Origin of the sequence: Tardiphaga sp. OK245 (assembly GCF_900108575.1) — a bacterium.
In the GTDB taxonomy this organism is placed as follows: Bacteria; Pseudomonadota; Alphaproteobacteria; order Rhizobiales; family Xanthobacteraceae; genus Tardiphaga; species Tardiphaga robiniae.
In genome coordinates, this window is record NZ_FNWZ01000003.1 from 535,534 (window position 1) to 562,014 (window position 26,481).

Annotated in this window: 23 protein-coding genes; 4 read left to right on the plus strand and 19 right to left on the minus strand. The window is 62.6% G+C overall.

The genetic code is table 11. From position 1 onward, the window contains the following. Positions 1-21: 21 nt before the first annotated feature. Entirely contained in the window at positions 22-792 is a 771-nt protein-coding gene (locus BLW80_RS15205) for a LamB/YcsF family protein (RefSeq protein ID WP_068731711.1), read from the plus strand. Between the two features lie 163 nt (positions 793-955). Here the strand turns inward: BLW80_RS15205 and BLW80_RS15210 are convergent, their stop codons facing one another. The 14 genes from BLW80_RS15210 to cysD all read right to left on the minus strand — a co-directional run bounded on the left by BLW80_RS15210 (position 956) and on the right by cysD (position 18,344). Beyond that, complete coding sequence (locus tag BLW80_RS15210; RefSeq protein WP_093758599.1) at positions 956-1,996, minus strand: aliphatic amidase; 1,041 nt, start codon at positions 1,994-1,996, stop codon at positions 956-958. Between the two features lie 235 nt (positions 1,997-2,231). Beyond that, positions 2,232-3,176 (minus strand): ABC transporter substrate-binding protein, encoded by a 945-nt coding sequence (locus BLW80_RS15215; RefSeq protein ID WP_093758600.1) that lies wholly within the window; start codon positions 3,174-3,176, stop codon positions 2,232-2,234. Then, entirely contained in the window at positions 3,173-4,267 is a 1,095-nt protein-coding gene (locus BLW80_RS15220; protein WP_093758601.1) for an LLM class flavin-dependent oxidoreductase, read from the minus strand. Before BLW80_RS15220 ends, BLW80_RS15215 begins: the two co-directional genes overlap by 4 nt. Positions 4,268-4,292: 25 nt before the next feature. Continuing rightward, complete coding sequence (locus BLW80_RS15225; protein ID WP_093758602.1) at positions 4,293-5,435, minus strand: acyl-CoA dehydrogenase family protein; 1,143 nt, start codon at positions 5,433-5,435, stop codon at positions 4,293-4,295. 168 nt (positions 5,436-5,603) lie between these two features. Then, a complete protein-coding gene (locus BLW80_RS15230; RefSeq protein ID WP_093758603.1) occupies positions 5,604-6,410 on the minus strand; it encodes an ABC transporter ATP-binding protein in 807 nt (268 codons plus the stop codon). Continuing rightward, entirely contained in the window at positions 6,403-7,269 is an 867-nt protein-coding gene (locus tag BLW80_RS15235) for an ABC transporter permease (RefSeq protein WP_093758604.1), read from the minus strand. The genes BLW80_RS15230 and BLW80_RS15235 overlap by 8 nt, the downstream gene beginning before the upstream one ends. Positions 7,270-7,294: 25 nt before the next feature. Further along, positions 7,295-8,251 (minus strand): ABC transporter substrate-binding protein, encoded by a 957-nt coding sequence (locus BLW80_RS15240; protein ID WP_093758605.1) that lies wholly within the window; start codon positions 8,249-8,251, stop codon positions 7,295-7,297. 116 nt (positions 8,252-8,367) lie between these two features. After that, positions 8,368-9,159, minus strand: coding sequence for an ABC transporter ATP-binding protein (locus BLW80_RS15245; protein ID WP_093758606.1), 792 nt, complete (start codon positions 9,157-9,159; stop codon positions 8,368-8,370). Continuing rightward, positions 9,153-10,193, minus strand: coding sequence for an ABC transporter permease (locus BLW80_RS15250; RefSeq protein ID WP_093758607.1), 1,041 nt, complete (start codon positions 10,191-10,193; stop codon positions 9,153-9,155). The genes BLW80_RS15245 and BLW80_RS15250 overlap by 7 nt, the downstream gene beginning before the upstream one ends. After that, entirely contained in the window at positions 10,171-11,268 is a 1,098-nt protein-coding gene (locus tag BLW80_RS15255; protein ID WP_093758608.1) for an ABC transporter substrate-binding protein, read from the minus strand. The genes BLW80_RS15250 and BLW80_RS15255 overlap by 23 nt, the downstream gene beginning before the upstream one ends. Positions 11,269-11,706: 438 nt before the next feature. Beyond that, a complete protein-coding gene (locus BLW80_RS15260; RefSeq protein WP_093758609.1) occupies positions 11,707-13,314 on the minus strand; it encodes a sulfite reductase subunit alpha in 1,608 nt (535 codons plus the stop codon). Continuing rightward, positions 13,311-15,098 (minus strand): NirA family protein, encoded by a 1,788-nt coding sequence (locus tag BLW80_RS15265; RefSeq protein ID WP_093758610.1) that lies wholly within the window; start codon positions 15,096-15,098, stop codon positions 13,311-13,313. Before BLW80_RS15265 ends, BLW80_RS15260 begins: the two co-directional genes overlap by 4 nt. A 473-nt stretch (positions 15,099-15,571) precedes the next feature. After that, positions 15,572-17,494: an adenylyl-sulfate kinase gene (gene cysC / locus BLW80_RS15270; RefSeq protein WP_093758611.1), complete on the minus strand. Its 1,923-nt coding sequence runs from the start codon at positions 17,492-17,494 to the stop codon at positions 15,572-15,574. 10 nt (positions 17,495-17,504) lie between these two features. After that, positions 17,505-18,344: a sulfate adenylyltransferase subunit CysD gene (gene cysD / locus BLW80_RS15275; protein ID WP_068731681.1), complete on the minus strand. Its 840-nt coding sequence runs from the start codon at positions 18,342-18,344 to the stop codon at positions 17,505-17,507. A 216-nt stretch (positions 18,345-18,560) separates the two neighbouring features. Between cysD and BLW80_RS15280 the strand changes: the two genes are divergently transcribed. Further along, complete coding sequence (locus BLW80_RS15280) at positions 18,561-19,253, plus strand: phosphoadenylyl-sulfate reductase (protein ID WP_093758612.1); 693 nt, start codon at positions 18,561-18,563, stop codon at positions 19,251-19,253. A 17-nt stretch (positions 19,254-19,270) separates the two neighbouring features. Here the strand turns inward: BLW80_RS15280 and BLW80_RS15285 are convergent, their stop codons facing one another. Beyond that, a complete protein-coding gene (locus BLW80_RS15285; protein WP_093759106.1) occupies positions 19,271-20,440 on the minus strand; it encodes a CmpA/NrtA family ABC transporter substrate-binding protein in 1,170 nt (389 codons plus the stop codon). Next, on the minus strand, positions 20,440-21,030 hold the full coding sequence (locus BLW80_RS15290; protein ID WP_089264382.1) for an ANTAR domain-containing response regulator: 591 nt from the start codon (positions 21,028-21,030) through the stop codon (positions 20,440-20,442). The genes BLW80_RS15285 and BLW80_RS15290 overlap by 1 nt, the downstream gene beginning before the upstream one ends. A gap of 111 nt (positions 21,031-21,141) precedes the next feature. On the opposite strand from BLW80_RS15290, the gene rimO reads away from it, so the two are divergent. Further along, the gene (rimO, locus tag BLW80_RS15295; protein ID WP_093758613.1) at positions 21,142-22,470 is read left to right on the plus strand and encodes a 30S ribosomal protein S12 methylthiotransferase RimO; all 1,329 of its coding nucleotides are present in this window, start codon (positions 21,142-21,144) and stop codon (positions 22,468-22,470) included. 158 nt (positions 22,471-22,628) lie between these two features. Here rimO and BLW80_RS15300 read toward each other — a convergent pair whose 3' ends face one another. Genes BLW80_RS15300 through pcsA form a run of 3 tightly spaced genes read right to left on the minus strand, consistent with a single transcriptional unit; the run spans position 22,629 to position 25,128 of the window. Further along, complete coding sequence (locus tag BLW80_RS15300) at positions 22,629-23,603, minus strand: quinone oxidoreductase family protein (RefSeq protein WP_093758614.1); 975 nt, start codon at positions 23,601-23,603, stop codon at positions 22,629-22,631. Positions 23,604-23,659: 56 nt separating this feature from the next. Then, a complete protein-coding gene (locus BLW80_RS15305; protein ID WP_089264384.1) occupies positions 23,660-24,397 on the minus strand; it encodes a TerC family protein in 738 nt (245 codons plus the stop codon). Further along, the gene (gene pcsA / locus BLW80_RS15310; protein WP_093758615.1) at positions 24,394-25,128 is read right to left on the minus strand and encodes a phosphatidylcholine synthase; all 735 of its coding nucleotides are present in this window, start codon (positions 25,126-25,128) and stop codon (positions 24,394-24,396) included. The genes BLW80_RS15305 and pcsA overlap by 4 nt, the downstream gene beginning before the upstream one ends. A gap of 136 nt (positions 25,129-25,264) precedes the next feature. On the opposite strand from pcsA, the gene BLW80_RS15315 reads away from it, so the two are divergent. Then, positions 25,265-26,467 carry a UbiH/UbiF family hydroxylase gene (locus BLW80_RS15315; RefSeq protein ID WP_093758616.1) on the plus strand — a complete coding sequence of 401 codons (1,203 nt, stop codon included), beginning with the start codon at positions 25,265-25,267 and terminating at the stop codon, positions 26,465-26,467. The last annotated feature ends 14 nt before the right edge of the window (positions 26,468-26,481 follow it).

Consider the following 26,481-nt stretch of genomic DNA (forward strand, 5'->3'; position numbering starts at 1 on the left):
TACTCACGAAAGAGCACGACCATGGCGACCATCGATCTGAACTGCGACCTCGGCGAAAGCTTCGGCATGTGGGAGATGGGCAACGACGCCGCGATGATCGACCTCGCGTCCTCGGTCAATATCGCCTGCGGTTATCATGCCGGCGATGCCGACGTGATGCGCAAGACCGTGCAGCTTGCGAAGGCACGCAATGTGAGGATCGGCGCCCATCCCGGCTATCGCGATCTGCACGGCTTCGGCCGCCGCCCCATCGTCGGTCTCACCGCGCTCGAGATCGAGAACCTGATCGCGTACCAGATCGGCGCCTTGCAAGCGATCGCGGCCATGGAAGGCTACAAGGTCACCCATGTGAAAGCGCACGGCGCGATCTCCAACGTGGCCTGCGAGGACGACATGACCGCCCGCGCCATCGCCGCCGGCATCAAGGCCGTCGACCGCAATCTGACCTTCGTGGTGCTGGCGAATTCCAAGCTCGTGACCGCAGGCGAAGCCGCCGGCCTCCCCTTGGCACATGAAGTGTTCGCCGACCGCGCCTATGAGGACAACGGCAATCTCGTCTCGCGCAAGAAGCCCGGCGCGGTGCTGCATGATCCGGTGATGGTTGCTGATCGTGTGGTGAAGATGGCACAGACCGGCGAAGTCATCTCGATCACTGGCAAGGTGATCAAGATGAAGATGGACACAGTGTGCATTCACGGCGACACGCCGGGAGCCGTCGAACTTGGCCGCCATGTACGAGATGGGCTGAAGGCGGCGGGGATCGATGTGGCGCCGTTCAAGACGGCGCTTTAGAACTCCACCGTCATTCCGGGGCGCGTGCGACTTCGCGCGCGACCCCGGAATCAAAATGTTCATCACCTCTAACATGACGGGGGCGGACAGTGGGGACTCATCTTGAGATTCCGGGTTCGCATGCGCAAAGATGCGCACGCGCCCCGGAATGACAGTGAATTCATCACCGATCGTTCAACATCCCCTCATGCGGCAGTCCCTCGATCGGGCATTCCTCGACACCGACCGTCGGCCGCGTGAAGGCTTCGACATTCTCCCGCGCCTTGTCGGGATTGTTGACCCAGTTCGCATAGAAATCGAACGGGCACGCCGCGACACCCTTGTTGCTTTCGCCGGAATTGATCGTGCCGGTATAGCCGCGATGCAGCAGCTTGAAGAGATGGTTCTCCGACTGTCCAGTGCGGCGCGCATCGCGGATCAATGATTTCGACAGCGCCGCATATTGAATGCCGTAATCCTCTTCGCCGCATTCGCCGAGCGTGCGGCCATCGAAACCGATGATCGCCGAATGGCCGAAATACGAATAGACGCCGTCGAAGCCTGAGGCATTGGCAACGGCAACATAAGTGTTGTTGGCCCAGGCCATCGCCTTGGCCATCAGCACCTGCTGGTCTTTCGCCGGATACATGTAGCCCTGGCAACGCACGATCAGTTCGGCGCCCTTCATGGCGCAGTCGCGCCAGATTTCGGGATAGTTGCCGTCGTCACAGATGATCAGCGAAATCTTCAGGCCCTTCGGCCCCTCGGAGACATAAGTGCAATTGCCGGGATACCAGCCTTCGATGGGCACCCATGGCATGATCTTGCGATATTTTTGAACGATCTCGCCCTTGTCGTTCATCAGGATCAGCGTGTTGTACGGCGCCTTGTGCGGATGCTGCTCGTGTCGCTCGCCGGTCAGCGAGAACACGCCCCAGACCTTGGCCTTGCGGCAGGCCTCCGCGAAAATCTCGGTTTCCTCGCCGGGTACGATCGAGGCGGTCTCGTACATTTCCTTGGAGTCGTACATGATGCCCTGGGTCGAATATTCCGGGAACACCACCAGATCCATGCCGGGCAGACCGATCTTCATGCCGACGATCATGTCGGCGATCTTCTGCGCATTGGCCAACACCTCGGCCTTCGTGTGAAGCCGCGGCATCTTGTAATTCACGACGGCGACGCCGACCGCGTCCTTGCTGGATGAAATATCGCCGTGATGCATCTGCGCTGGTCTCCGTTGCCGGGCGATGGTGGGCCGACGGAGGGAGACCGGGAATACGTGGATTTACGGATGTGGGTGGTGCGGCAATCTCCGCCTGTCGTCCCCGCGAAGGCGGGGACCCATAGACACCACTGTCGCGATCGGAACACTGCGGAGAATGCCAGCTTAAGCTACGGACTCGGAGGCTATGGGTCCCCGCCTTCGCGAGGACGACGGTCAAGAGTGCAGAGGGATGCTACAGCCCCGCACCCTTCCCGATGGCATCGTTGAACGATCGATCCACGATCGCATTGGCATCGAGCTTCTGCTTGATCAGTCCGCTGCGCAAATAGAGATCGATGGTCTTCTGCTCATCCGCGGCGACGCCATCGTCGATCGGTGCGATGCGGATTTTTGCACGTGTCAGCCAGTTCAGCGGCACCGACGGCGCCACGTTCATCAGCTTGCCCCAGGTCTGCGCGTAAGCATCCGCGTTCTTCAGCGCCCAGGCGCGCGCCGCAGTGAGGCGGCGGAGATAGTCCTCGAGTTCGGCATGCTTGTCGCGGATCGCATTCGGCGTCGCCACGACAAAGCTCAGCCCCGATGTCAGGCCCTCGGCATTCAGCAGGACGCGCGACTGGAACAGCACCTCTTCCTGGCTCACATAGGGCTCCCAGGTCGACCACGCATCGACTGAGCCACGGGTATAAGCGACCTTGGCATCCGACGGAGCGAGGAACACGATCTGCACATCGCTCGCCGTCCAGCCCTTTTGTTCCAGCGCGGCGAGAATGAGCTGATGCCCGATCGAGCCGCGGCCGGTGGCGATTTTCTTGCCCTTCAGATCGTCGAAGCTCTTGATCGTCGAGTCCTTCGGTACCAGCACGGCGAGGCCGTCGCCGGTCTGCCGGATCGCACCGATTGCCTTGACCGGCACATTGGCCGCTGCGGCAAAGGTGAAGGGCGCATCGCCGACCAGCCCGCTATCGAGTGCGCCGGCACCGAGCGCTTCCAGCAGCGGCGCTGCCGCGGCGAACTCCTTCCACTCGATCTTGTAAGGCACGTCCTTCAGCACGCCGGATGCTTCCATCACGGCGCGCGCATTGCCCTTCTGGTCGCCGACAATCAGTGTCGTCTCAGCGCGAGCGGAAGTTGCGAAGGCCGCGAGGATCAGGCCGGCGGCGAGGATGAGCCGTTTCATGCTGCGACAACTCCCTTGGCGGCGTCACGCGCCGCAATCAGCTCACGGGTGCGCGGGATCAGTTCGCGGCCGTAATCGATGGCGTCGATCAGGGGATCGAAGCCGCGGATCAGGAAGTGGCTGACGCCAAGATCGTAATAGTCGGCGAACACTTCGGCGACCTGTTCGGGCGTGCCGACCAGCGCAGTGGTGTTGCTGTTCGCGCCGGTGAGCGCCGCCATCTCAGTCCACAGCCGCTTGTCGATGCGGGTGCCCTGCTCGGCCAGCGCCAGCAGACGCTTCGCGCCGGCGGTAGCGTGGCCATCGGCCGGCTTGCGATAGCCGGTCTTGTCCTGCAGCGCGGTGGCGCGGGCGAGAATGTCATCGGCCTTGGCCCAGGCTTTCTCCTCGGTGTCGGCAATGATCGGGCGCACCGACAGGCTGAAGCGCGGTGCCGGACGGCCGTATTTCGCAGCAGCAGCGCGTACGCGGCCAGTGACGTCGCGCACCTGCGCATAGGATTCACCCCACAGCGCGAACGTATCGGCATGCTTGCCCGACACGTCGATGGCCGCATCCGACGCGCCGCCGACGAACACGTGGATCGGCACGGTCGGCTTCACCTGCGAGAACCCGCCCTCGACCTGATAGTATTTGCCGGCATAGTCGAACGGCTTGTCGCTCGTCCACTCCTGCTTGATGATGTCGAGCCATTCGCCGGTGCGGGCGTAACGCTCGTCCTTGTCGTCGAGCGTATTGCCGTCCTGCCGCAGCTCCTTGGCATTGCCGCCGGTGATGACATGCAGCGAGACGCGGCCATGGTGGAAATTCTCGATGGTGGCGAGCTGGCGCGCCAGCACCGTCGGTGCGGTGAAACCCGGACGCTGCGCGATCATCACCTTCAGCTTTTCGGTGACACCGAGCGCATGCTGGGCAACCTGCAGGCCGTCCGGCGAGGTCGAATGGAAGGCGAGCAGCGCGCGGTCGAAGCCCGCGAGCTCATGCGCCTTCGCGACGGTTTCGATATAGCTGGGATCGAGCACCGGGCCGGAGCGGACGCGGGTTTCGGATGCGTCATTGTTGGTGATGAAGCCGATGAATTCGACGGACATGGGTCTCTCCACTTCCTGCTGTTGTTCAGATGCCGAGCGCGATGCGTCCGGCGGAAATCCTGGTGCTGTCGTCTTGCGGCGTGTGCACGCGGCCACACAGCACGTCGCGATAATGCCGCTCCAGCGGATTGGCGCGGGTGAGACCGTGATTGCTGGTCAACGACAGCGCGTCTTCGACGACAGCCACGGCATTGTTGGTGACGGTCAGTTTGAGGATGTTCGCCTCGATCGGCGTCAGTGCGACGCCGTCATCGATGTCCCGTGCGAAAGTGTCGAGCAGGCGCGCATTGACTGCGAGCTTTGCCTCGATGCCGCCCACGATCTCCTGCGCCCGCGGCAGAGTCGCCAGCGGCGCGCCGAGGCTTGAGGGCGTGCGGGTCTTGAGAAAGTCGATCAGCCAGTCGCGAGCAGCGCGTGCAACGCCGTCATAGACGGCGCCCACCAGCACAGCCTGGATGGTCGCCTGCGACACATCCGGCGCACCCCAATCACTGGGACGGCGCAGATCCACTTCATGGTCGAGCGGAATGAGCACGTCGTCGAACACGACGTCGTGGCTGCCGCTGGCGCGCAGACCGAGATGATCCCAGGTCTCGACGATCTCGGTGCCCGGCAGACCCGCCGGCACCAGAAAGACGCCGACCCGTACGTCGGGCTCGTCCGTCTTGGCCCATACAGTGTACCATTTGAGGATCGGCGAACCCGTGGAATAGATCTTGCGGCCGGTCATGCGCCAGCCTTCAGCCGTGCGCTTCGCGGTGGTTTGAGGCAGACCACCACGGGATGGCGATCCCTGATCGGGCTCGACGCGCAACGCGTTGATCAGCGCCAGACCATTCACGGCGTCGCGCGACACGCGCTGCGCCAGATGCGCAGGCCAGTTGCCATTCCGCGTGATGACCAGATGGTGGATATAGTGCATGGCCAATACAAGCGCGGTCGCGGCATCAGCCTTACCGACCGCGTTCACGACGCGCGCAGCCTCGCGCACCCCGGCGCCCGCGCCGCCCAGCGCCTTTGGCACCGGCAGCGCCAAAAGGCCCGCCTCTGACAGTTCTTGAAAATTCTCGAATGGAAAACTTGCCGCACGATCATGCAATGGCGCACGTTCCGCAAAGCCCGGAACGAGCAAATTAACTCTGTCGACAATGCTGGGAACCGCGTCCATATCGTATTGCTTTCGGCTTCTCTAACTCTAGAGAATGCCGTTCGGCAGGCGTTACAAGCGGTACCCGGAAATAACGACAGCGGGACTGATGGGCATCAGAGCCACAGGTGAAAATTCTCTCCGGTGACCTCAAGCGAGAATTTTATTCGCGCGTTTTTGAAGCCAGATTCAGGAATCTGCCGCCTTGCCCCGACTGCCGGCGATATGGCTGGTGAGCTTCTGCGTCACCTCGCGCCGCAACGCGTTGAATTCAGGCGATGCGACGTCGCGCGGGCGCGGAAGGTCGACCTCGATTTCGCAATCGATCCGGCCCGGCCCCGCCGACATCACGATCACGCGATCCGCTAACATCACCGCCTCTTCGACCGAATGCGTCACAAAGATCACCGTAAGGCCGGTGGTGCGCCAGATCTCAACGAGTTCTTCCTGCAGCTTGCTGCGCGTCAGCGCATCCAGCGCGCCGAACGGCTCATCCATCAGCAGCACGTCGGTGTCGTTGCTCAGCACGCGCGCGATGGCGACGCGTTGTTTCATGCCGCCGGAGAGCTGGTGCGGGTAGCGATCGGCAAAGGCCGTCAGCCCGACCATGGCCATGAACTTGTCAGTGAGCTCGCTCACGAGTTTGGTGGCGAGACGACGATGCTTCGGCCCGAAGCCGATATTGTCGCGCACGGTCAGCCACGGAAACAACGCGTAATCCTGAAACACCATGCCGCGATCCGGGCCCGGCTTGTCGACGGGAAAGCCATACATGGTCACGGAACCCATCGTCGCCGTCTCAAAGCCGGCGACGATGCGCAGCAAGGTGGACTTGCCGCAACCGGACGCGCCGAGCAGGCAAACGAACTCGCCCTTGCGGATGGTGAGATTGACACTGCGCAGCGCTTCAACCGGGCCGTTGGAGGCCTGATAGATTTTCCCGACGTCGCTGACCTCGAGGATATCAGGCGCAATTGTGGTTGGTCGATCAAGCATGATGCTGTGGGCTCCAACGAAGGAAGTAGTTGCTGAGCATCAGCAGGATGCGATCCGACACGAAGCCGGTGATGCCGATGATGATCATGCCGGTGATCACGAGATCGGTGCGCGACAGTGTGCGGCCATCCATGATGACAGCGCCGAGCCCTTCGGGCACGCCGGTCATTTCGCCCACCACGATCAGTATCCAAGCGAAACCGGCACCGAGACGAAGGCCGTTGAAGATGCTCGGTAGCGCTGCCGGTAAAACGACGGAGCGGAACTGCTGCGCGCCGCTGCAGCCGAGCATTTCCGCAGCCTCGAACAGCCTGACATCGACGGATCGCACCCCGAAAACCGTATTGAGCAGGATCGGAAAGAACGCGCCGAGAAACACCAGGAAGATAGCCGCGCGCGGACCGAGACCAAAGAAGATCATCGACAGCGGCAGCCATGCCGTCACCGGGATCGGTCGCAGCAATGACAGCGTCGGATCAAGTAATTTGCGCAGCAGTGGCATGCGCCCGATCATCAGGCCGAGCGGAATGCCGATCGCCGCCGCACAGAGAAAGCCGCCATAGACACGCTGCACGCTTTTCCAGAAATGGATCGGCAGGCTGGCGCTGTAGGCGTCGTCATAGATTCCGCCGAAAGCGAAATCCCACATCATGATCGCGACGCCATATGGTGACGGCACCAGCCGCGTGCCGGTCCAGCGCACCATGACGTCCCAAATCACCATCAAGCAGACCGGCACGATCAGCGCGAGCGCAACTGTGCGCGCCCGCTGCACGCCCTGCCCGCGCTTCCCGGCCGCAGGCAACGGCGGGATTTCCGCTGCCGGCGCAAGCTGTACGCTGTTGGACGTATCGTCCATCGTGCTTTGCAGGCTCACAACGCGCTCACGTGGCCGCCAGCGCCTTCACGAAGCTCGCATCGATGAAGGTCTTGTAGTCAGGCAACTGCCGGATCTGCTTCTTGGACAGCATCTGGCCGCCGTAATATTCCGCCTGCTTCATGAACTGGTCGTCGATATTCCAGGTCAGCTCCACATTCGGTGCGGCCTTCTCGATCGACGGCTTCTGCTGGCCGAGCTTCTGCATGGCGATGGCGATAAAGGCCTCGCGGTCTTTCATGGCATATTCGCTGGCCAGGCGGTGGGTCTTGAGCAGCGCCTTGATCAGTTCCGGATCTTTCTCGATCAGTTCGCGGCGCGTGGCCAGCACCATGTTCAGCGAACCGGTCGGCGTGGTGTAGGGATATTCGACGATCTGGCCGACGCCATTGGCGAGGCTGATGCCCGGACCGGGCTCGGCGCCCACATAGGCGTCGATGTCGCCGCGGGCGAGCGCCGGCGCCATGTCGCTGAACGACAGACGCACGGACTCGACGTCCTTCACCGTCATGCCTTCGGCGGAGAGACGATCGAGGATCACGACTTCCTGGGTCGAGCCCGGCAGGATCGCGACTTTCTTGCCCTTCAGGTCCTTGATTGTATTGATCCCGGAATCCTTCTTGGCGACGACCGCCATGCCACGATTGCAGGCAGATGCGATGACGACGACCGGCTCACCATTGGCGCCGCCGAGCGTCGCCGCGGCAAAACCGAAGATGCCGAAATCGACAGTGCCGGTGACGACGGCGTTCTTGCCGTCGGTCGGGGTTTCAAACGGGATCACCTCGAACTTGACGCCATCAGGCGCAAATTTGTCGTAGAAATACGGCGTGACGCCGTGAATGAGCTTCAGCGTTCCGATCTTGACCACGCGGTCGGCGGCAAACGCCTTGATGCTGGTCGTGGACAGCGCCGCGGCAATGGCCGTCAGGCGGATGAAATCACGTCGGTTGGTGCTGTACATGTCGTTCCCTTGGGCTGAACCGTGTGCCAGCCCAAAAGGAATGCAATAACCATGCCTCGTATACAGCTATCGGTGGAGCGTGCCCTCGCCCGCAACGGACCATATTCGGGACGAGCTCACCACGTCGCGTCCAGCCCGAGCAGTCCCAGGATCTGCCGTCGCAGCTCGGCCAGATGCGGATCGCCGCGATGGCGCGGATAGGGCCGGTCGACCGTGATATCCGCCGTCACCCGCGCGGGACGATCGCTGAACACGATGACGCGGTTGGCGAGAAACAACGCCTCCTCCACGTCATGGGTCACCAGCAGTGCCGTGAAGCCGTTGCGTTGCCAGAGCGACACCAGCTCGGCCTGCATGGTGATGCGTGTCAGCGAATCCAGTTTGCCGAGCGGCTCGTCGAGCACGAGGATGCGGGGATCGTTCGCCAGCGCCCGCGCCAATGCCACGCGCTGCGCCATGCCGCCCGAGAGCTGATGCGGATAGGCTTTCTTGAATGCGCCGAGACCGACGAGATCGATGGCTGCATCGACACGGTGACGCTGTGTCTTCAGTACCCCCTGCGCTTCCAGCCCGAGCGCGACATTGTCCCACACCGTCCGCCACGGAAACAGTGTCGGGTCCTGAAACACGACGACGCGGGATGGATACGGCCCGGTGATGGCCACGCCATCCTCATCCAGCGTGCCGGCACGCGGCGGCTCGAGACCCGCCACCAATCGGAGCAGCGTGGACTTGCCGCAGCCGGAGGGGCCGAGCAGTGCTACGAATTCTCCGGGCGCAACGCTGATGCTGACGTTGTCGAGCACCGGCAGCACGTTGCCATCGATATCGAAGGCATGGCTGACGGCCTTGACGTCGAGCGACGCGCCCGTCGCTGCGGGCTGAAACGGCTTTGCCAGCGCTACCATTTGACGACACCCTTCTGCCAGACCAGCAGCCGGTCACGCACCTTGAACAGCAGCGTGATCGCGCCGGAGCAGAGCAGCGACATCACGATCAGCGCCGCATACATGTTGTTGTAGGACGCCCAGCCCTGCGCCCATTGCAGATAGAAGCCAAGCCCGGCCTTGACGCCGATCATCTCGGCCACGACCAGCACCGCGAAGGACGCACCGAGCCCCATGAACAGGCCGACGAACACATGCGGGAGTGCTGCGGGGATTGCGACCTTGGTCACCAGGAAAGACGGTTTTGCGCCGAGCGTTCGTGCGACGTCGTAATAGGCTGTGCTGACGCTGGCCACGCCCGACCAGGTCAGCACTGTCACCGGAAAGCCGGTGGCCAGCGCGATCAGGAACGTGCTGGCGCTCCAGGCGGACGGGAACGTGAAGAACGCAATCGGCAGCCAGGCCGTCGCCGGCAATGGTCCGATGAAGCGCAGGATCGGATGCACCCAGTAACCCGCGAGCCGCGACCAGCCGATGGAGACGCCGGTGAGGAAGCCTACGGCGGCGCCGATGAAGTAGCCGCCAAGCTGCAGCTTCACCGAGGCGAAGGCGCTGTCCAGCAGTTTCGGCAGGTCGTCGGTATAGACCTCGACGATCGACTGCGGCGGCGGAAAGAACGGCAGCGGCAGCCAGCCGAATTTTGCCGTGGAAAGCTCCCACAGCGTCAGGAACGCTCCCAAGGCAAACAGCCAGGGCGCGCGTCGCTGCACGCCGTCGCCGAACTTGCCGAGCGCTGCCTGCGCTGTGGTTGCAATCGCGATGCCGCCAGCAATCGCGAATGCCGTATAGGCCACTGCTTCGGTGCGTGGCCAGTCGCCGATATCCGGCCATCGCAGGCACGACAGGCCGAAAGCCAGCCAGGCGAGCCCTGCCCCGATCCCCGTGATGCTGAAACGAAGCTTGTTGACGAATTGAAGTCCACCATCGCCAGCAATAAGCGCGGTCTCGCGGTCACCGCCAAGCGATGAGATCTCAGACGCGGAATACGTCGGCATAGATGCGCTCCGCGAATTTGGTGGTGTCGGTTGACGGCTTGAACACGGAAACCGTCTTGAGATCGTCGGCGTAGGATTTCAGCTCACGCTTCAGTGCATCGCCCACGGGGTGATGATGATGGGTGTGATACTTCACCATACCCAGCAGATCTTCGACGGTGGCATTCTTCGGCGCATAGGGCTGGAACGACTTTGCAGCTTTCTCCGGATTTTGCGATGCGAACATCGCAGCATCGAGCAGTGCCTGCGTCAGACCGCGTGCCACCAGTGGATCGTCACGCAGCAGGCTGCCGCGCACGCCGACGATGCAGCAGCTGATATCCTTGTAGGGGCCATCGAGGTTGGAGCCGACTTCCTTCAGCTCCCCATCCTTGAGCCAAAGATAGGCCAGCGGATCGGATGCCAGTCCGATCTGTGCCTCGCCCTTTTCCACGGCGAGCCGCACCAGGTTGCCGGGATATTGCCGCCACTCGACGTCCTTGTCCGGATTGAGTCCGGCTTTCGCGAGCTGGATCGAGAAGAAGTTCTTGTCCGGACCGGCCATATCGCCGACGGCGATGGTCTTGCCCTTGAAATCCGCGACGCTCTTCACCTCCGACTTCGCCGGCGCCAGCGCGCGCAGGCAGCCGCCATGGGTGCCGGCGACGATCTTGACGTCGAAGCCTTGCTCGAGCGGCTTCAGCCAGCGCAGCGCCATACCCAGGCCCGCATCGGATTTCCCCGTGGCGATGGCTTCGAGAAGCTGGTCCGTCGAACCGCTATAGTTCACCAGCTCGACGTCAAGGTTCTGCTTCTGGAAGAAGCCATGATCAATGGCGACCGGCAGCGGCGCAAGGCAGACCGCGCCGGCATTCCAGGAGAGCTTCAATTTGCGCGGTGCACCGGTGAGCACGGGCGCCTCCGATGCGGTCCTGCAGATCGGAAATTCGGAAAAATCGATGGGTGGCGCCTGCCGAAACGGAAACGCCTGCGCGCCCCATACGCCGAGTGGCGCGGCCAGTGCGGCTGCAGCGCCGCCGCGCAGCAACGACCGGCGATCCATCAGCGGCTTGCGGTTGTGATCATCGTTCGACATCTGGTCTCCTTGCGATCGGCGCAGCGCTGCCCATGGCCGCAACGCATGGTGTTGCAGCTCGCGCTGATGCGATGATCAATGTGTTGAGTGGAAGCTCAGCCGTGAGAGTCCGACGACTCCCGTCCCTGTGATTTCAATGGTACGAGGATGCGCAGCGCGGCGGCTTCGGTCAATAAAATGGAATTTTGAATGTCGCGCAGGATGGAGAGATTATCTCCAACGAAAGCAGCGCCGGGAGAGAACGCAATTTATCGCTGAGGAAGCGTTCTACTGATGACGCAGTTGAAGCAAAACAGTTCTCTCGCAAACGCGCGCTCCCCTCATGGTGAGGAGGCGCGAAGCGCCGTCTCGAACCATGAGATGCCGGCGCTTCAAGTCTGCGGCCATCCTTCGAGACGCCCGCTAACGGCGGGCTCCTCAGGATGAGGGGTAGAGATATCAATATACGTCGAGCTGAAAACGTCCCTTCTTCTTCAGCTCGCTGACGAACATCACCGCTTCATCAGTCGATCGCGCGCCATGCTGGGCGGCGATATCGACCAGAGCCCTCTCCACATCCTTCGCCATGCGCTTGGCATCGCCGCAGACATAGACATGGGCGCCTTCGGCGAGCCAGGTCCAGACGTCGCGGCCGACCTCGCGCATGCGGTCCTGCACGTAGAACTTCTCGCCCGCGTCGCGCGACCAGGCCAGCGATAACCGTGTGAGGAAGCCTTCGGCCTTCATGCCATTGAGTTCGTCGGCATAGAAGAAATCCGACCCGCTGCGCTGGTGACCGAAGAACAGCCAGTTCTTGCCCGGTGCCTTGGTGGCCTTGCGATCGTGCAGGAACGCCCTGAACGGCGCGACGCCGGTGCCCGGCCCTACCATGATGATCGGCGTCTCCGGATTGTCCGGCAGCGCAAAACCATGCGCCTTCTGGACATAGACCTTGAGTTCGTCGCCGGGCTGGATGCGATCGGCCAGGAAACTCGAGGCCAGACCGTGGCGCTTGCGCTTGCCGACCATGTAACGAACGATATCGACGGTAAGTGACAGTTTTCCGGGCGTCGCATTGTGCGATGACGAGATCGAGTAGAGCCGCGGCTGCAGCGGCTCAAGCGCCTCGATGAAAGCTTCCGGATGCGGACGCACGCGGGAGAATTTCTGCAGCGCCGCCATCACGTCGAGCGTCGCGGCATCGCCATCGGGATCTTCGCCCTGCGCCAACGCGCGTGCCTTGGCGCGTTGCGCCCCGCCAGTGAGATAGGACATCAGCTCGAACAGCGAGTCCGGTGCCGGGGCCAGTGAGACGTCGTATTGCAACACCTCACGCAGCGTCTTGCCGCACACTTCCGTCGTATGCGACGCGCCGAGCAGAGCGATGATCTGGTCGACGTGACCGAGATCGTTCGATGCAAAGATGCCGAAACTGTCGCCGACCACGTAATCGAGGCCGCAGCCCGACAGATCGAAATCGATATGCCAGGTCTCCTTCTCGGAGCCTTTGCCATTGAGCAGGCGGCGACCGAGAAACACGGCGGGGGCGGGATTGTCACGCGAGCGGCCGAGCGTCGAGGGATCCGGCGCAGCAGCTTCGACCGGCTCCGCAGCAGCAGGCGTCGCTGCTGCCGCGGGCGCAGCCCCGGCCGGTGCCATGTCGAGCTCCTCATAGAGCGACTTCAGCATCCGCGCGGTCTCCTTGCCGCCGGGCACGCAGAGATTCAGCCGCGCCTCGGCCTTGGAGGCAATCGCGTCGGAATAGTCATTGCAGTTATAGCCGCACTGGCCGCAATCCTGCTGCGCCATCGCCGCCATCATCTTGCGACGAACCGGCTTGCCTTCGGCGAGCTTCATGCGATCGGCGATCGGCATGGTCTGGTCATGCCACGGCGCGCCGTCGTCCTCTTCCATGATGGCGGCGCCCTGCTCTGCAGAGAGCGGCGTCGCCGGTGCGTCGGACAGCAGGCCGGCGAAGAAGCCGTTCAGCCAGGAGCGTTGCGCTTCCGAGAACGGCGCGGAGGCCGGAATGATCTCGAGTTTGGGCGGCGGCGTCATCTGGTTCATGCGGACACCTGTTCATCAGCGAGCTTGCGCAACGTAGCCGCATCATGACGGCGCGAGAATGTGAGGAAGGTCTCATCGGGCGACGCGCGGTTGGCGAGATAGGCTTTCAGCAGACGCTCGACGACGACAGGCGCGTCTTCGGACTTGACGTTCTGATAGATCTCCTGCCCCACATCGGCCTGCGGGCCAAAGCCGCCGCCAGTGAAGATGTGGAAGCCGTCCAGCGTATCGTCGCTGTCATCGACGGGGATACGCGCGCCGATCATGCCGATGTCGCTGATATAATGCTGCGCGCAGGAATGATGGCAGCCGGTGAGATGGATGTTGACCGGCGTATCGACCTCGACGCGGGTATCACACCATTCGGCGATGTTCGTTGCCGTGCGTTTGGTATCCGCATTGCCGAATTTGCAACCGGCGCGGCCGGTGCAGGCGATCAGGCCGGCGCGTATCTCGGTGGTCTTGATGGCAAGGCCGAGGGCTTCGATGGCCGCAGTCGCCAGCGCGACATTCGCGTCTTTCACACCAGGAATGAGCAGGTTCTGCCACACTGTCAGGCGGATATCGCCGTCGCCGAGATCGGCCGCAATCTTCGAAAGCCCCCGCATCTGATCGGTCGTCACCTTGCCCAGCGGCAACACGACGCCGATCCAGTTCAGGCCATCCTGCTTCTGCTTGTGCACGCCGATATGCGCTGTGCGGTCGAAGCTTGGGCGCGGCAGCAACGCGTCCGCCGGAACGCGGGTAAACGGCGCGCCGAGCTTCTCCTCGACGATGGTCAGAAACTTCTCCATGCCCATGCCGTCGATCACATACTTCAACCGCGCTTTAAGCCGGTTGGTGCGGTCGCCGAGATCGATGAAAACGCGCACGATGGCGTCGGACACCTTGGTGGAGTCCTCCGGTCTCACGATGACGCCGGTATCGGTGGCGAAATCCTTGTGGCCAGTGATGCCGCCGATGCCGAGCTTGAACCAGACGCCGGGCGCGGCGCCGAAACCATCTTTCACTTCGACTGCCTGGAAGGCGATGTCGTTGGTGTCCTCCAGCACGGCGATCTTGCCGGCGCCGTCGAAGGCAACGTTGAACTTGCGCGGCAGGCCGGTGAGCGTGCGGTCATTGAGGATGTGATAGTGCCACTCGCGCGCATAGGGGCGCGTGTCCAGCAGTTCCTGCGGATCGATGCCCGCGGTCGGCGTGCCCGTGACGTTGCGGATGTTGTCGGCCCCGGAGCCGCGTGAGCACAGACCGAGATCCTGGATACCCTCGATCAGTTTCACCGCATTTTTCGGCGGAATCTCGCGCACCTGCAGATTGGCGCGCGTGGTCACATGCGAGAACGGACCGCACAACTCGTCACTAAGATCGGCAAGACCCGCAAGCTGCCAGTGCTTCATGATGCCGTTCGGGATCCGAAGCCGGCACATATAGAAGTCCTGCGTCGGACCCACATAGAAGATGCCGTAATAGCGCCACCGAAAATTGTCCGCCGGCGATGGCCGCGCATCGATCGCGGCCTGATCGCGCAGCCGCGGATAAGCGTCGAACGGATGTTCCTCGCGCTTCCATTTCTCCTGCTCGACCAGCTTCTTGCCCGATGCAATCGTGCGATCCTGCGCCCTGATATGCGGCGCATCCGGTCCGGTCGGCTCCGCATTGGCTTTGGCTGATGCGCCGCCGCCGAGACCCTTGCCGACACGGTTGATCTGCAGCCCCGTCGAGAAGCCTTCGAGGTAGCGCTTCTGTTCGTCAGTAAAGTCGATGGAGAGCGTTTCAATTTTCATGCGGGACGAAGCTCCTGCGGGCCACAGCGTGGCTTCAACGGGGATAAGGATCGCGGACCGCACAGGCTCAGGTCAGCGCGTCGCGCCGGCTTGAAGTCTGGAAGCGATCCGATCAGCCTCGTTGCTGCGGAAATCCATCTGAACTGGCCGGCGGGCATCAGCGAACGCCGGTTGACTAAAGACATTCAAGTCTCGTGCCAGATCGCCATCGGAGGAAAAACGTCAAGAAATCAGGGGATTGAGGTCGAGATCGGGCCGAACCCGGCCGTTTGGTGCCAGCGTTTGTGCACCGCACGCTCAATAATTAGACGGTGGGAACGTCAATGGCAGCTCGTTGCGAAGGCCCCGCGCGACGAAGCCATCCAGCCTGGGCTCGTGGCCATTCGGATTGCCGCCTCGGTAAGAGGAAAGCTGGCGAACCAGCTTTCCTTGACCTCATCATGAGGTGCAAAAGTGAGCGCGGGCCTAAGCCGTTAGACCGCCTCGAACGCCGCCAGATCAGCGGTTCCGTCGTCCAGCACTTGCGTCTGCCGCAGCATGTCCTCGATGCCATCTATCGCGCGACCCACATCGACCGTCGACGTGTCGATCCGCAGCTCGACCGTCTCCGGCGCCTGATAGTCGTTGGCGATACCGGTGAAGCCCGGCAGGTCGCCGGCGCGGGCCTTGGCGTAATGCCCCTTGGGATCGCGCTGCTCGCAGATCTCTGCCGGAGTCGCGACATAGATCTCGCGAAATGCGGTATCGACCGCGCTGCGGGCCTCGGCGCGGTCGCCGCGCGAGGGTGAGACAGCCGCAACGATGGCAATATGACCGTTGCGGGCGAGATGGCCGGCCATCTCCGCCAGTCGCCGGACATTCTCGCTGCGATCGGCGGCGGAGAAGCCGAGGTCGCGATTGAGTCCGGCGCGCAGCGTGTCGCCGTCGAGCAGGATCGGCGAACCGCCTTTGGCGAACAGACGGTGCTCCAGCGCCCGCGCCAGCGTCGACTTGCCCGATCCCGGCAATCCCGTGAACCACACAACTGCGCCTTGATGGCGATAGCGCGCCGAACGTTCCTCAGGCTGCAGTGCCGACTGCACCGGCACGATGTCCGATGACACGACGCCTTGGGCAGCATCGATGGACAGGACGAGACCGCCACCGGCGATCCGGCCGCCGACCTCGATCACGAGACGTCCGGTGCGCGGATTGTCGACATAGCGATCGGCGGCGACCGGTTGCGACAGTGCGATCTCGATTTCACCGACGTGGTTGCGGGCGATCTGCTTGGTCTCGACACTGGCCAGTTCACCGGGATCGATCGCCTTCTCGATCGCGACCACACGGCCGCGCACTTCGCGCACGCCGAGCCGCACCAGGATCGACGATCCCGCTGTCAGCGGCTGATCGTGCAGCCAGAAGATCCGCGCCCGCAGTCGTCGTGTATCCGACGGCACTGCGCCCACATGCGCAATCACGTCGCCGCGCTCGACGAACAGTTCGCGGTCGAGCGTGATACCGACGGATCGCCCCGCCCCGTGCTCGCCTTCCAGCGGCGTCGCCGACCAGCGCTCCACGCTCTTGATCTTTGCTCGCTTGCCGGCGGGCATGATCACCACGTCGTCGCCGACAGCCAGATGCCCGGCCTCGATACGCCCGGCCACGATGCGGCGGTCGTCGAACTTGTAGATCGCCTGTACCGGTAGCCGCAGCGGCAATTCATCAAGCGCGAGTGCCGGCTTCAGCGCATCGAGCGCCCCCACGACGGTCGGCCCGCGATACCAGCCAATACGGTCGGTATGGGTGGCGACGCCATCGCCATCCCGCGCCGAAATCGGAATCACCGCAGCAGGCGTGACGCCGAGTTCGATGAGATGCGCCGAAATTTCATCGCTGATCGCCTGGAAGCGCACAGCGCTGAAATCGACGCGATCCATCTTGTTGACGACGACGGCGACCTGCTTCACGCCCAGCAGATGCAGCAGATAGGCATGGCGCCGGGTCTGATCGCGAACGCCTTCCAGCGCATCGACGATCAGCACGGCGCCATCGGCCTGCGATGCACCGGTGATCATGTTACGCAGAAACTCGGCGTGGCCGGGCGCGTCGATCAGAATGACGTCGCGCAATTTGGTGCGGAAGCGGATCTGCGTGGTATCGATGGTGATGCCCTGGTCGCGCTCGGTCTGCAGTGCATCGAGCAGGAACGACCATTCGAACGGCATGCCGCGCCGGGCGCTAACCGCCTTCAGCATCTCCAGCTTGCCATCCGGCAAGCCGCCGGTCTCGTGCAGCAGGCGACCGACCAGCGTCGACTTGCCATGGTCCACATGGCCGACGATGACGATGCGCAATTGCGGGCGCGTGGTGCCGTTGGGCATTCCGAGCGAGGTCGGATTGACGGGTTTGGTCATGGCATCACCTCTACAGATAGCCGGCGACGCGCAGTCGCTCGAAGGCGTCTTCGGTCTCGTGATCGAGTGCGCGGCCGGCGCGCTCGGGAATCGTGGTGCCGTCGAGCTCAACCAGGATTTCGGCGATCGTGCTGGCGGTGGATGCGACGGGATTGGTGATGTCGGCATCGCCCAGCGAGCGGTAGCGCTTGCCGTCCTTGGCCAGATAGAGCGGGATGATCGGGATGTTTTCGCGCGCCGTGTAGGCCCAGATGTCGGCTTCGGTCCAATGCAGGATCGGATGAATGCGCAGATGCGCACCGGGCGGCGGCGAGGCGTTGAACTGGTCCCAGAATTCTGGTGGCTGGTCGCGCACGTCCCATCCGCCCTCGACACCGCGCGGCGAAAACACACGCTCCTTGGCGCGGGTCGCCTCTTCGTCCCGCCGAATGCCGGCGATCAATCCGTCGAAGCCGTGCTTCGCCAACGCAAGTTTGAGACCTTCGGTCTTGCGCGCTGCGGAGCGCGCCGCTGGCGGCAGTGTCGGATCGACACTATCGATCGACGGGCAATATTCGACGGTGAGGTCGAGTCCCCACTCCTTCGAATAGTGATCGCGGAATGCGTACATCTCCGGAAACTTCTTGCCGGTATCGACATGCAGCGCGGGGAACGGTACGTGGCCGAAGAACGCCTTGCGCGCCAGCCAGATCATGACATTGGAGTCCTTGCCGAGCGACCACAGCAAGGCCAGCTTCTTCAGCCGGGCGAAGCCCTCGCGCAGGATGTAGATGCTCTGCGCTTCCAGTTGATCGAGGTGGTCCATCGATACCACGTCCGATCGGACGCGTTCGAGATTGGTCGACGTCATACGCCTTCTCCAGGTCCTCAAAACCGCCGTGAGATTCGCCGTTGCTCACGAAGCGGATACGCTCGGAGAAAGTGCATCTCTGGAACTCGATTTATGGGGTCAAAAAATCTAAACTGCGCTTCTCAAATAGAAAGAATATTTTTCTATTAAGTGGCGACAAACAACTGATATATAGAATCTTATTCCAGTCAAGCTGGATGTGTTGAGGAGTTCGAGATGTTGTTGCCCAGAGCAGTCGCAAGTGCTGTCCAATACGATCAAGCGCTGCAATCCGCCTCGCCCGCCGAGGTGATTGCCGCGGCGCTCGATGTCGTGGGCCGCGATGGACTCGCGCTGGTATCGTCGTTTGGCACGGAGTCCGCGGCGTTGCTGAAGGTGATGGCCGATGTCGATCCCGCCATCCCCGTACTGTTTCTCGACACCGGCTGGATGTTCGAGGAGACACTCGCCTATCGCGACCAATTGATCCTGACGCTGGGCCTGCGCGACGTGCGAACGATCCGCCCCGCAGTAGATGCGCTTGCCGCTCACGACAGCGATGGGGATTTGTGGTCGTCCGATCCCGACACCTGCTGCCGGATCCGGAAGGTCGAGCCGCTGGCGCAGGCACTCACCCCGTTCAGCGCGTGGATCAACGGCCGCAAACGATTTCAGGGCGCATCGCGCGCCGTCATTCCCGTCGTCGAGGACGATGGTTCAAAATTGAAATTCAATCCATTCGCCAATGTCACGCCGGACGAGATCGGGCTGATCTATGCGTCGGCGAAGCTGCCGCCGCATCCGCTCATAGCCTCAGGCTTTGCATCGGTCGGCTGCATGCCCTGCACGTCCCGCACCGCGCCTGGCGAGGACCCCCGCGCCGGCCGCTGGCGCGGCCGCGCCAAAACGGAATGCGGCATCCACACATAGGCGAACTGACGCCGCCGCTACGACTTCATATGCGCGATTTCGAACGCGGCGAGATGGGCAGCGATGTTGCTCGGATCGAATGGCGGTCCAGCGAAGGCGCCAACCGCGTCGGGCACATCAGTCAGAGCGCTCCCGGTGATACCGAGCGCGGCATCGTAGAGGTCGGGGCGGAACACACCCTGTGCGATCTTCAGCGCCTCGGGGCTGATCGCGGCCTGTCCCCAGCGCACCATCTGGGCATAGAGCCAGGCGGCCTGAACCGGATCAGGACGCCCGGCTCCTTCGCGGCCGACCAGCAGATAGCGCCCGCTCTCGCGGATGGTGCCATCCGGTGAAATCTTCAGCCGGCCATCCAGCGTCCGCAGCAGGACCTCCGGCGAGACGCCGATATATTGGGGCTTGGCGAGAATCGCGGCAATCTCATTGCGGTTCTCCGGGGCCTCGATGAAGGCAGCCGCGCTCACATGCGCCCGGGTGAGTGCCGCCACGGTGTCCGGGTTCTTCTCCGCCCAGTTCTGCCTCATCGCCAGCACCTTTTCGGCAGCGCGCAGCAGGATGTCGGAGACGAAATGCAGGATATGGCCGACGCCGAGATCGACCGCGACAGAATTCCAGGGCGCGCCGACACAGAACGCATCGACGTGACCGTTGGCGAGGCTGTCGACCATGTAAGGCGGCGGCAACACCACGAGGCGGACGTCCTCATCGGGATCGACGCCGCCGGCGGCCATCCAGAAACGGAGCTGGTAATTATGCGTCGAGAACGGAAAAGTCATGCCGAAGGTCAGGGGATCGGCGCCGGCACGGGCACGCGCGACGACCACGCGGCGGAGCGCCTGCGCGGTGGCCATCGGATCGGTCGGGTCACCGTCGAGTTCCGACATCAGCGCCGCATGTAGCGCCGGCGAGACGGTAATGGCATTGCCGTTGATGCCGAGATTGAACGACGCCACGATCGGCACTTTCACATGCCCGAGCCCGAGGCTGGACGCGATGGCAACGGGCGCCAGCAGATGCGCCGCTTCGAACAAGCCGATATTCAGCTTGTCGCGGACATTCGACCACGACACTTCCCGGACCAATTCGACGTTCAGCCCCTCGGCCTTCGTGAACCCCTTGTCGACCGCGACAATCAGGGCGGCAGCGTCGGCCAGCGGAATGAAACCGATGCGAAGCGGGTGGTCGATCATTTCAGCAACTCCGCTGCGGTGATGATCGACTGCGCGATCTCGCCGATTTTCTTCTTTTCACGCATCGCCGTGGATCGCAGCAATACGTAGGCCTCTTCTTCATTGAGGCCCTTGAGCTTCATCACGATGCCCTTGGCGCGGTCGATGATCTTGCGCTCCTCCAGCGCCGACTTGGTGCGCTCAAGCTCGTCCTGCAGTTTGGAGAAGGCGTTGAAACGGGAGATGCAGAGATCGAGGATCGGCTTGATCCGCTCTTTCTTCAGCCCGTCCACGATGTAAGAGGATACCCCCGCCTCGACCGACGCCCGCGCCGACTCGGCGTCGCTCTGGTCGACGAACATGGCGACTGGCCGGCGCACCGCGCGGGACACCTGGAACATTTGTTCCAGCACGTCGCGGCTGGGATTTTCGAGGTCGATGACGATGACGTCAGGGTCCAGGGCGTAGATCCGGGCCAGCAGGTTATGCATCTCCCGGATATGCTGGACGTCCACATAGCCAGCCTCCCGCAGCCCTTCCTCCAGGATCGCGGCCCGGATCGGGCTTTCGTCGACAATGACAATTTTGGGCGACTGGTCGGCAGGCATCGGGCACTCACATGGATGCAGCATACCCATAGCACGCCCGCGCACGGCTTAAAGCCTTGTAATTATGGGCAAATGGGACTACCTGCTGCCTCTCAATCAGGCAGATCGAATATGCAACAGGCCGCCGCGCCCAAAATCTCCTTTGTCTCGCTGGGATGCCCGAAGGCCCTGGTGGATTCCGAGCGCATCATCACGCGCCTGCGGGCCGAAGGTTACGAACTCGCCCGCAAGCACGACGGCGCCGACATCGTCATCGTCAACACCTGCGGCTTTCTCGACAGCGCCAAGGCGGAGTCGCTAGGCGCCATTGGCGAAGCCATGGCGCAGAACGGCAAGGTCATTGTCACCGGCTGCATGGGCGCCGAGCCCGAGCAGATCGAAGCCGCCTATCCCAACCTGCTGTCGATCACCGGGCCGCAGCAATACGAAAGCGTGCTCGACGCCGTGCATCGTGCGCTGCCGCCGGTGCACAATCCGCACATCGATCTGGTACCCCCGCAGGGCATCAAGCTGACGCCGCGGCACTACGCCTATCTGAAAATTTCCGAAGGCTGCAACAACCGCTGCACCTTCTGCATCATTCCGAAGCTGCGCGGCGATCTCGTCTCACGTCCGGCCAACGAAGTCCTGTTAGAGGCAGAGAAGCTGGTGAAGGCCGGCGTCAAGGAATTGCTGGTCGTGTCGCAGGACACCTCGGCTTACGGCGTCGATATCAAATATGCGACGAGCCCGTGGAAGGATCGCGAGGTCCGCGCCAAGTTCTACGATCTGGCGAAAGAGCTCGGCGAACTCGGGGCATGGGTGCGGCTGCAATATGTTTACCCGTATCCGCATGTCGACGAAGTCATCGGGTTGATGAATGCCAACAAGAATGTGCTGCCCTATCTCGATATCCCGTTCCAGCATGCCGCTCCGGACGTGCTCAAGGCGATGAAGCGCCCGGCGGCGCAGGACAAGACGCTCGCCCGCATCAAGAAGTGGCGCGAGGAATGCCCCGATCTCACACTGCGCTCGACCTTCATCGTCGGCTTCCCCGGCGAGACCGAGAGCGATTTCCAGTATCTGCTCGACTGGCTCGAGGAAGCGCAGATCGATCGCGTCGGCGCGTTCAAATACGAGTCCGTAGCGGGCGCGACCTCCAACGCCATCGCCAATGCGGTGCCGGAAGAGATCAAGCAGCAGCGCTGGAATGCGCTGATGGAGCGTCAGCAGAAGATTTCCGCGCGCCGTCTGAAGCGCAAGGTCGGAACGCGCCAGCAGATCATCATCGACGAGGTCGGCCCGACCGTGTCGAAGGGCCGCTCGAAGGCGGACGCTCCCGATATCGACGGTTCGGTCTACATCACGGCACGCCGGCCGCTGAAGGTCGGCGAGATCGTCACGGCCAAGATCGAACGCGCGGATGCGTATGATCTGCACGGGACGGTGGCAGGGTTCTGAACGCGTAACTAAAACACCGCCATGCCCGGGCTTGTCCCGGGCATCCACGTCTCTACTTCCTGGTGGCCAAGACGTAGATGGCCGGGACATCTAGCGAAGCCGCGCTTTGCCCGGCCATGACGAACGTTAGCAATGAGACTGTGGCAAAGCCACCCGCCTCACACCTTCAAGATCACCGCGCCGGTGGTCTTGCGTGCTTCCAGATCCACATGCGCCTTGGCCGCATCCTTCAGCGCATAGGCGTGATTGATCGGCACATGCAGCTTGCCGTCGATCACAGCCGAGAACAGCGTGTCGGCGCCCTCCAGCAATTCAGATCGCTTGGCGACATAGTCGTTCAGCTTCGGGCGCGTCGCGAACAGCGAGCCGTGATTGTTGAGTTCGGCGATTGCGAATGGCGGCACCGGGCCTGAAGCATTGCCGAACGACACCCACATGCCACGCGGCTTCAGGCATGACAGCGACCCCGGATAGGTGGTCTTGCCAACGCCGTCATAGACGACATCGCAGAGTTCGTTACGGCTGATCTGCTTCACGCGATCGACGAAGTTCTCTTCGTTATAATAGATGACGTGATCGCAGCCATTGGCCAGCGCCAACTCGCCCTTCTCCTTCGAGCCGACAGTGCCGATCACATGCGCGCCCATGGCCTTGGCCCACTGGCAGGCGAGCAGACCAATGCCGCCCGCTGCGGCATGGATCAGCACGCGGTGATGCGGCTCGACCTTGAAAGTCTTGTGCAGCAGATACCAGACCGTGAGGCCCTTCAGCATCAGCACGGCACCCTGCTCGTGAGTGATACGATCGGGCAGCTTCACCAGCCGATCAGCGGCAAATACGCGCTCGGTCGCATAGCTGCCGAGGGCCGAATAATAGGCGACGCGGTCGCCGGGATGAAAGCCGGTGACGCCCGGACCGACCTCGATCACTTCGCCGGATGCTTCATTACCGGCGATGAACGGCAGCTGCGGCGCCTTGTAGAGGCCGCTGCGGAAGTACGTATCGATAAAATTGACACCAATGGCATGCTGGCGGATGCGCACCTCGCCCGCAGCCGGTGCCGGGACCTGCACGTCTTCATAAATGAGGACTTCGGGTCCACCGATCTCGTGGACGCGGACGGCTTTGGTCATCGTTCAATCTCCCTGAGTGACTTTGGTCTCAAGCGATAACCGACAGTCGCGTGATGTCAACCTGTGCCCGGCTGGGCCCGCTTTCGGCGGTTGCGCTTCGCCAGTACGTTGAACAACTCGACCGCCGCCGAGAACAGGATGGCGAAATAGATGTAGCCGCGCGGGATGTGGAATTTAAATCCATCCGCCATCAGTGAGACGCCGATCAACACCAGGAAGGCCAGCGCCAGCATCTTGGTGGTCGGATATTGCGCTACGAAGCGCGCCACGGGTCCGGACGATACATACATCACCGCACAGGCGATGATGACGGCGGCAACCATGATCTCGATATCCTGCGCCATGCCGATCGCCGTGATGATGGAGTCGAGCGAGAACACGAGATCAACGACGATAACCTGCAGGATCACCCAGGCAAAGGCGTTCGGTGCCGGCTTCTCGTTGCCGGGTCCCTCGCGCGCCTCGACCTCGGCATGAATCTCGTGCGTTGCCTTGGCGATCAGGAACAGACCGCCACCGATCAGGATCAGATCGCGCCAGGAGAATGCGAGGCCTCTCACCGTGATGACGGGTTCGGTCAGGCCGATCAGCCAGACGAGGACACTCAGCAGAATAATGCGGAACACCAGCGCCAGCGCGAGACCGATCTGGCGTGCGCGGGTGGCCTGCGGCTCCGGCAACCGCGACACCAGCACCGACAGGAAAATCACATTGTCGATACCGAGTACGATTTCGAGCGCGGTCAGCGTCAAGAGCGCGGCCCAGGCTTCGGGGCTGGAAAACAGTTCGATCATGATTTGGAGGGCCTCATGAGGCGGATGACGGCGTCACCGCAGACAATGTAAAAAGCGATCGCTGAGAGAGCGACCGTAATAGGCAAAGCAACAGCGAAGTTCTGTATCAGCGTGATGACGGCCAACACAGCCCAGATCGCCATCAGCGACAGGTTCAATCGGCGCAGGCGCGTCACGCGAACGGGATGCAGCACATGCACCGGCACAAAGGTCAGGACGATCAGCGCCAGCATTGAGAGGCTCGCGATGACGGGCGATGGTTGCAGCAGGAACAGATAGAACGCCGCCCCGTTCCACAGCGCCGGAAAACCGCGAAAGTGGTTGTCGTCGGTCTTCATGCGCTTGTCGGCAAAATATAGTGCGCTGGTGATGACGATCCCGGCACCGAGCAACACCGCCGTCCACGGCACCAACAGACCGGAGGCCGCGATCGCATAGGCCGGCACGAACACGTAGGTGAGGAAGTCGACCACGAAATCGAGCGCATCGCCCGACCAATCCGGCAACACGCGGCCGACGTCGAAGTGGCGGGCGATCGGGCCATCGAGCCCGTCGATGATCAGCGCCAAACCGAGCCAGCCGAACATCACAGCCCATTCGCCGCGCACGGCGCTCATCATGGCGATGAGTGCCACACCGGCACCGAGCGCAGTAAAGATGTGAACCGAGAACGCCGCCGCGCGCGCGGATCGTGACGACGACGGGAGTTGGTCCGGACTCGAAGCGGTCATGTGCCGGGAATTGCTAGCAGGAATCCGCCCGATTTGCACAGGCACCGATGCGGCACTCGGCCGCCCGATCACGCGGGAACGATTCCGCGGCGCGTAACGGCTTGAAAATACCGGGCCAAAGGCCGATGGTCCGGCCATGACCGAGACCCCTGTTTCCACCTCCATCTATGATGTCGCCGTTGTCGGCGGCGGTCCTGCCGGCCTTGCTGCAGCCCTCGCGCTGGCCGAAACCGGCGCCCGTACCGCCCTCGTCGCCCGCCGCGTCCCCTACGGCGACAACCGCACCACCGCGCTGCTGGGCGGCTCCGTCGCGTTTCTGGAAAGCCTCGACGTCTGGCGCCGCTGCGCCGACAAGGCGGCCGCGCTGACGACCATGCGGCTGGTGGACGACACGGGCCGGCTGATCCGTGCGCCCGAAGTCAAATTCGTCTGCAGCGAGATCGGCCTCGAAACCTTCGGCTACAATATCGAGAACCGCGAATTGATGATCGCGCTCGAAGCGCGCGCTGCGGAATTGACCAATCTCATTCGCATCGATGATGAAGCCGATACGGTCTCGCCGGACGAGATGCAGGTTCAGGTCCGCACGCGGCAAGGCCAGGTCCTGGTGGCGCGGCTGATCGTCGGCGCCGATGGCCGCCAGTCCCTGTGCCGCGAGGCCGCAGGCATTTCAGTCAAGCGACGCGCGCTTGACCAGACCGCGCTGACCTTCAACATCGCGCATAGCCGGCCGCACAAGAACATGTCGACGGAGTTTCACACCCCCGCCGGTCCCTGCGTGTTCGTGCCCCTGCCCGGCAATCGCTCCAGCGTCGTCTGGGTCAACAAGCCCTGGGATGCCGAGCGCCTGATGGCATTGAGCGACGAGGCATTGTCGGACGCCGCCGAGAAACAATCGCATTCGATCCTCGGCCGGGTTCAGGTCGAGCCCGGCAGGCATGTGTTTCCATTGGCAATCGAGCAGCCCGCACAGCTGGCGAAGAACCGCATCGTACTGGTCGGCGAAGCCGCGCATGTGGTGCCGCCGATCGGTGCGCAGGGTCTCAATCTTGGCCTGCGCGACGCCGGCGATATCGCTGACGTCGTTCGCGATGCCGGCATGAATGGCGCGGATATCGGGGCAGCGCCGGTGCTGGCGCGTTTCGAGCAGATACGCCGCAGCGATATCTCCTCGCGCACCTTTGCTATCGACATGGCCAATCGCTCGCTGCTGAGCGATCTCCTGCCGATGCAGGTGATCCGCGCGGCCGGCATGCATGCGATGGGGTCTATAGGCCCGTTGCGCCGCCTTGCGATGCGCGAGGGCCTGTCGCCATCGTGGCGGAAGAGTGCTTCCTAGAAATCTCGCGCGTC

Excerpts from the sequence above, each read along its gene's own strand:
- BLW80_RS15205 (WP_068731711.1), top strand. The coding sequence starts at position 22 with ATGGCGACCATCGATCTGAACTGCGACCTCGGCGAAAGCTTCGGCATG.
- BLW80_RS15210 (WP_093758599.1), bottom strand. The coding sequence starts at position 1,996 with ATGCATCACGGCGATATTTCATCCAGCAAGGACGCGGTCGGCGTCGCC.
- BLW80_RS15215 (WP_093758600.1), bottom strand. The coding sequence starts at position 3,176 with ATGAAACGGCTCATCCTCGCCGCCGGCCTGATCCTCGCGGCCTTCGCA.
- BLW80_RS15220 (WP_093758601.1), bottom strand. The coding sequence starts at position 4,267 with ATGTCCGTCGAATTCATCGGCTTCATCACCAACAATGACGCATCCGAA.
- BLW80_RS15225 (WP_093758602.1), bottom strand. The coding sequence starts at position 5,435 with ATGGACGCGGTTCCCAGCATTGTCGACAGAGTTAATTTGCTCGTTCCG.
- BLW80_RS15230 (WP_093758603.1), bottom strand. The coding sequence starts at position 6,410 with ATGCTTGATCGACCAACCACAATTGCGCCTGATATCCTCGAGGTCAGC.
- BLW80_RS15235 (WP_093758604.1), bottom strand. The coding sequence starts at position 7,269 with ATGGACGATACGTCCAACAGCGTACAGCTTGCGCCGGCAGCGGAAATC.
- BLW80_RS15240 (WP_093758605.1), bottom strand. The coding sequence starts at position 8,251 with ATGTACAGCACCAACCGACGTGATTTCATCCGCCTGACGGCCATTGCC.
- BLW80_RS15245 (WP_093758606.1), bottom strand. The coding sequence starts at position 9,159 with ATGGTAGCGCTGGCAAAGCCGTTTCAGCCCGCAGCGACGGGCGCGTCG.
- BLW80_RS15250 (WP_093758607.1), bottom strand. The coding sequence starts at position 10,193 with ATGCCGACGTATTCCGCGTCTGAGATCTCATCGCTTGGCGGTGACCGC.
- BLW80_RS15255 (WP_093758608.1), bottom strand. The coding sequence starts at position 11,268 with ATGTCGAACGATGATCACAACCGCAAGCCGCTGATGGATCGCCGGTCG.
- BLW80_RS15260 (WP_093758609.1), bottom strand. The coding sequence starts at position 13,314 with ATGAACCAGATGACGCCGCCGCCCAAACTCGAGATCATTCCGGCCTCC.
- BLW80_RS15265 (WP_093758610.1), bottom strand. The coding sequence starts at position 15,098 with ATGAAAATTGAAACGCTCTCCATCGACTTTACTGACGAACAGAAGCGC.
- cysC (WP_093758611.1), bottom strand. The coding sequence starts at position 17,494 with ATGACCAAACCCGTCAATCCGACCTCGCTCGGAATGCCCAACGGCACC.
- cysD (WP_068731681.1), bottom strand. The coding sequence starts at position 18,344 with ATGACGTCGACCAATCTCGAACGCGTCCGATCGGACGTGGTATCGATG.
- BLW80_RS15280 (WP_093758612.1), top strand. The coding sequence starts at position 18,561 with ATGTTGTTGCCCAGAGCAGTCGCAAGTGCTGTCCAATACGATCAAGCG.
- BLW80_RS15290 (WP_089264382.1), bottom strand. The coding sequence starts at position 21,030 with ATGCCTGCCGACCAGTCGCCCAAAATTGTCATTGTCGACGAAAGCCCG.
- rimO (WP_093758613.1), top strand. The coding sequence starts at position 21,142 with ATGCAACAGGCCGCCGCGCCCAAAATCTCCTTTGTCTCGCTGGGATGC.
- BLW80_RS15300 (WP_093758614.1), bottom strand. The coding sequence starts at position 23,603 with ATGACCAAAGCCGTCCGCGTCCACGAGATCGGTGGACCCGAAGTCCTC.
- BLW80_RS15305 (WP_089264384.1), bottom strand. The coding sequence starts at position 24,397 with ATGATCGAACTGTTTTCCAGCCCCGAAGCCTGGGCCGCGCTCTTGACG.
- pcsA (WP_093758615.1), bottom strand. The coding sequence starts at position 25,128 with ATGACCGCTTCGAGTCCGGACCAACTCCCGTCGTCGTCACGATCCGCG.
- BLW80_RS15315 (WP_093758616.1), top strand. The coding sequence starts at position 25,265 with ATGACCGAGACCCCTGTTTCCACCTCCATCTATGATGTCGCCGTTGTC.